This window comes from Pseudohongiella nitratireducens, assembly GCF_001642735.1.
Taxonomy (GTDB): Bacteria; Pseudomonadota; Gammaproteobacteria; order Pseudomonadales; family Pseudohongiellaceae; genus Pseudohongiella; species Pseudohongiella nitratireducens.
The window spans coordinates 1-4,771 of the sequence record NZ_LWHM01000009.1; the positions used below are offsets into that span (position 1 = coordinate 1).

Here is a 4,771-nt window from a genome sequence, read left to right on the forward strand (position 1 = left end):
ACCAGCACTTGCAATGCATTGTCCATCTCGCCCGTCGAGACGCCTTTCAGATACAGCCACGGCAGAGCAGCCTCCAGCGAACGCGTCTTGCGCACATACGGCGGTACCAGCGCTGAGCGAAAGGTGACCGGTTTACCATCTTTGGCGCGAATCTTCGGCACCTTGACGGTCACAGGCCCGATCCCCGTCTGAATGTCGCGCTCCGGCTGGTAGCCATTGCGCACAACTGCGGCACGGCCATCTTCCAGTCGTCGTTCTGTGAATTGTTGTAAATACTCTGACAACTCGGCTTCTACGGCCTGTTGAATCAAATCTCGGGCACCTTGACGAAGTAATTGTGTCAACGGATCGGCATTCTTCTCTCGACCTGCAAACCCAACAACGTTACTCTTGTCCATAGCGGCGTATTCCTCGTGTTGATTGACTTGTTTGGCGACAACAAATCAACCAGATACGTCGCTTCTTTTCAACCTCTCTGAACACCAGATTCAGTTATAACTCTATATCTGTACTCAGAACCCGGAGTGCTTTCTTGCGGGGCGGAGATAACAGACTGGATGTATTCATTTCGATCTGTGCCATATCTAAGGTCATACCCTCTTGGCACTAACCCCGCTTTATGGGTAGCCAGGTTATGTAGAGTTGCCCTGCCCTTTTCAGTATCCATTGGGCCCAGAAATTCTGCTATCGAATCCTCTGTTGATAGCATCCCCTCGGCTTCCGCCAAAAGCACCGAGGCTCCAGTCAGTGTTTTGGCAATGGAAGCAGCATCAAAGTAAGTATTAATAGTATTGGGTACATTTCCCTCTTCAATCGCAAGCCCCCTGGCTTCCTCTGCAATAATATCTCCACCTTTTGCTATCGCTACCACTCCTGCAAACCCTTCACTTTCAAGTTGATCCAGCCATAAATTGAGTACATTGAACCTTTCAGAGTCCGCACTATAGGCAGCACTGGAAGCGAATATAAAAACTATCAATATCTTATACATGTGAGTGACCCTTTGTTAATGGCTCAAAGCATCTTTCTGAGAAAGTTCTGAGAACTCAGTTTAATCGGACTTCCTCTACAGTCATTGCGCTGGTCTCGCTATACGCAGCTCTGACTCTTGCTGCTCCCCACCCAGTATTGGTGCCGTAGTATCGTGGCGCAGGTATTTTCCAAAAAATTCAAACACCAGCGACCGGATTAATTCGTGCGCTCGAAGTGGATCAATGGTGCCAGCTACCGTTGGATTCAAATCCACCAGCAACGGTACATCAGAAAAGTTCAAATGCGCTGCTCCAGAGATACGTACCCGATACCAGTCATCCGTAGATCGATTGAGCATACCCCATTTTTCTGAATCAAGCGCTGATATGCTTTCTTGCCGGTTTGGATCCATTTCACCACCAAAAGGTAAATCATAACTGGGATTTTCAAGCATCAGAATCGGTACATGAGTGCCGGTCCTGGACATTGGCCGTTGAAAGAGATCTCCATCAAGCAACACTCCAGCTTTGATTCTGTCATCGTCAATGGCGACCTGAAGTGCTGTTGCTCCCCCTCTGGACCAGCCAAATGTGCCAATTTGATCGAAATTCACGCGATGATAAAACAGACTCTCACTGTTTTCGGATAAACCCTCCATCCTGTCGATAGCAAACGAGAAATCTTCGGCATGAGCTTCAAACAACCGGGCAAGATCTGCCGATTCTGTCAGGTAAAACTCGTGCGCAATCATTTTCATTAATTCTTCCCGACTGGGCATCGATGGTTGCGTGTCATACACATAGGGCTTTCCATCCGGGTAAGATGCCAGCCCGCTGCTGTCAGGGTGCCCAATGGCTACGACTATATATCCATGACTTGCGAGAAACTCGGTTTGAGCGGTACCGGTAAATAAGGGAAAACGATTGCCATGGCTATAGATCAGCAGCGGATACTGTTCCTGTTCACCTGCTAATGGCGCATTCAATACAGAGTTTGTAGGGTAGTTGGCGACAGGTGTTAACCAGGATCGGATGAACTCTTGATACAGATTTTCTCGAGCAGAGTACGGGACAAATTCAGGGTGATCATCATGCGATGCGGGATACCAGATCTGAACCATGATGCGGCGATTGTCGTCGGGATCTGACGTTGTAATATCCTCCCTGTCACCATCTTCCCACATATCCAGCATGGTGCCGGTTTTATAGGGACCTGGCTGGTAGCCTAACCAGCTTCCATCCGTAGGTTGTGAAAACGCGACACTACTTGCGATTCCGATGATCAAAGTACATACGGTTACGGCGGTCTTCATGCGCCTTCTCCTTTTGATGGTAAGCGTTCGCTCATCACACATTGACAGCCGTTTCCGGACTCCAGCTGTGTGGCAGCAGCTCAGCAATGGCACTGGCCTGCTGGGTCGGCAATCGGGCCAACACATCTTTCAGGTACTCATAAGGATCGTGACCGTTTAACCGGGCCGACTGTATCAGACTCATCACAGCAGCGGCACGCCGCCCGCTGCGAAGCGAGCCAGCAAAGAGCCAGTTTTTGCGACCCAGCGCCCAGGGACGCATCTGGTTTTCAACCTGATTGTTGTCGATGGGCACACCGCCATCATCCAGATAACGGATCAGGGCACCCCAGCGTTTTAAACTGTAATCGATAGCCTTAGCCGTTGCTGTGCCATCAGGCACTTTTTGACGACTGGCCACCAGCCAGGTATGTAGCTCATCGGCAATCGGTTTGGCACGTTGTTGCCTGAGTATATGGCGCTGCTGATCATCAAGCCCCTTGGCCTGACGCTCTATCTCATAGAGTCGGCCGATCTGCTCCAGGGCAGTGGCCGCCAGCGTGCTTTTACTGCTCTCATGCAGCTCGAAGAACTTACGACGAGCGTGCGCCATGCAAGCCACTTCGCTCACACCCTGGCCAAAGCTGGCTTTGTAACCGCTGTAATCGTCGCAGACCAGCTTGCCCTGCCAGCCCTCAAGGAAGCGGCGGGCATGCTCACCGGCACGCGAGGGTGCAAAGTCATACACCACTGCCTTGGTGTCAGCATAAGGGGTCGTGCAGTACGCCCAGATGTAGGCTCGACTGGTCTTTTTCTTACCCGGCTCCAGCACCGGCACCGGTGTTTCATCGGCGTGCACAACCGGATGATTCAGGATCGTCTCACGCAGCGCATCGGCCAGCGGCTGCAGGGCGTGACCACAGCGGCCCACCCAATCCGCCAAGGTGGAACGGGCAATCGGGTAACCGGCCCGGCCAAAGATGTGTTCCTGGCGATACAGTGGCAGGTGATCGGCGTACTTGGCCACCAGTACGTGGGCCAGTAATCCGGTGGTCGGCAGGCCTTTATCGATCACGTGTGCTGGAACCGGTGCCTGGGTCAGGGTTTCGCAGTCAGTGCAGATCCACTTGCCACGGATATGCTGCTCGACACTGAACACACCGGGTGTATAGTCCAGCTTCTCGCTGATGTCTTCGCCGATGCGTTTGAGCTGACAACCACACTGGCAATGCGTGTTCTGAGGTTCGTGCCGTATGAGTGTACGAGGCAGCTCAGCTGGCAATGCCACCCGCTTGGGCTGCGTTTTGGGTTTGTTGTTGATCGGCTCATCTTTGACCAGATCTGCCCACTGCTGTTCGATGGCGCTGGTGTCGGCATCGATGATGTCCTCAAGCAGACTGCGCTGCAGTGAGTCGAGCTTCTCGCTTTGTTTACCGAACTTTAAACGGCGAAGCAGCAGCAACTCATGTGAAAGCTTGGCGTTGACCGCTTCCAGGTGCTGGTTGCGCTGCTCAATACGCTCAGTGCGTTGTTGCAGGGCTTGCACCTCGACCTGCTGCTCGGCGGCATTACCCATGAGCTGGGTGACCAGGGCGCGCAGTTGTTCGGCATCCAGCTTGTTCAGATCCGGTTGAGTCATGGCACAAGTATGCCACTGCCAGGCGTTCAGTTCGATACGCTTATTGGGTAATAGCACTGAGCACAAGGGTATGATTCGATATACATTACACGATAGTGACCACCCCGGCTTCGCCGATGCGCTGCCAGGGCAGACCTTGAACCAGCGCCTGCAGCTGCTCATCACTGAGCGACAGCTGCGCCGCTTGCCACGGCTCGCTCCAGTAGAACTTACCGCGGTTCAACCGCCGGGCACACAGCCAGATGCCCAGGCCGTCGTGGATCAGCACCTTCATCCGGTTGGCGCGCTTGTTGGCAAACAAATACGCACAATGCGGCCGGGCACTGCCGAAGACTTGAACCACCCGCGCCAGTGCCGTATCAGGACCGGCGCGCATATCCAGCGGTTCAGTGGCCAGCCAGATCTGATCAATACGGATCACTGTAACAGCTCTCGCAACAACGCCAGGCATCGCTCCATCTGTGAGAGCGGCAAACTGATGTTGATGCTCTGATGGCGATACGGAATCTCCATCCGGATTGATTCACTGTCAACGCCTTGTCTGGCACTTGATACGGACGAGGCCTGACCAGGCATTGGCAGTGCGACAAAGCTCGGTGTCGTGTCAGTCGTGTTGTTCTTCGCCAATCGAATCCATTTACGCAGCATGTTGGCGTTAAGTCCGTGCTCCAGTGCGACACGGGCCACCGAGGCGCCAGGTTGCAAACTGGCAGTAATGACTTTGTGTTTGAATGCCTGGGTATAGCGTTTGCGCTTAGGTGCGCGGTTAACTACGCTTATTTCGTTCATGATAGGTGTCCGCTTAAAAATAAGTGGACACTATCGAATCAGACGCATGTCAATTCAAGATGTGATGGCCGGACGGATAC

At 53.0% G+C, this 4,771-nt stretch carries 6 protein-coding genes; all 6 read right to left on the reverse strand.

Annotated elements, in window-relative coordinates; all coding sequences use genetic code 11:
- On the reverse strand, positions 1-398 hold a 398-nt coding region (locus PSCS_RS04500), incomplete at its 3' end, for a transposase (protein WP_198544289.1).
- 68 nt (positions 399-466) lie between these two features.
- On the reverse strand, positions 467-991 hold the full coding sequence (locus PSCS_RS04505; protein WP_068810614.1) for a serine hydrolase domain-containing protein: 525 nt from the start codon (positions 989-991) through the stop codon (positions 467-469).
- Between the two features lie 81 nt (positions 992-1,072).
- Entirely contained in the window at positions 1,073-2,284 is a 1,212-nt protein-coding gene (locus PSCS_RS04510) for an alpha/beta hydrolase family protein (RefSeq protein ID WP_068810615.1), read from the reverse strand.
- A 34-nt stretch (positions 2,285-2,318) separates the two neighbouring features.
- The gene (gene tnpC / locus PSCS_RS04515) at positions 2,319-3,902 is read right to left on the reverse strand and encodes an IS66 family transposase (RefSeq protein WP_068810616.1); all 1,584 of its coding nucleotides are present in this window, start codon (positions 3,900-3,902) and stop codon (positions 2,319-2,321) included.
- An 85-nt stretch (positions 3,903-3,987) separates the two neighbouring features.
- Positions 3,988-4,323 carry an IS66 family insertion sequence element accessory protein TnpB gene (tnpB, locus tag PSCS_RS04520; protein WP_068810617.1) on the reverse strand — a complete coding sequence of 112 codons (336 nt, stop codon included), beginning with the start codon at positions 4,321-4,323 and terminating at the stop codon, positions 3,988-3,990.
- Complete coding sequence (tnpA, locus tag PSCS_RS04525) at positions 4,320-4,691, reverse strand: IS66-like element accessory protein TnpA (RefSeq protein WP_068810618.1); 372 nt, start codon at positions 4,689-4,691, stop codon at positions 4,320-4,322. Before tnpA ends, tnpB begins: the two co-directional genes overlap by 4 nt.
- Positions 4,692-4,771 lie beyond the last annotated feature (80 nt).

Excerpts from the sequence above, each read along its gene's own strand:
- PSCS_RS04505 (WP_068810614.1), bottom strand. The coding sequence starts at position 991 with ATGTATAAGATATTGATAGTTTTTATATTCGCTTCCAGTGCTGCCTAT.
- PSCS_RS04510 (WP_068810615.1), bottom strand. The coding sequence starts at position 2,284 with ATGAAGACCGCCGTAACCGTATGTACTTTGATCATCGGAATCGCAAGT.
- tnpC (WP_068810616.1), bottom strand. The coding sequence starts at position 3,902 with ATGACTCAACCGGATCTGAACAAGCTGGATGCCGAACAACTGCGCGCC.
- tnpA (WP_068810618.1), bottom strand. The coding sequence starts at position 4,691 with ATGAACGAAATAAGCGTAGTTAACCGCGCACCTAAGCGCAAACGCTAT.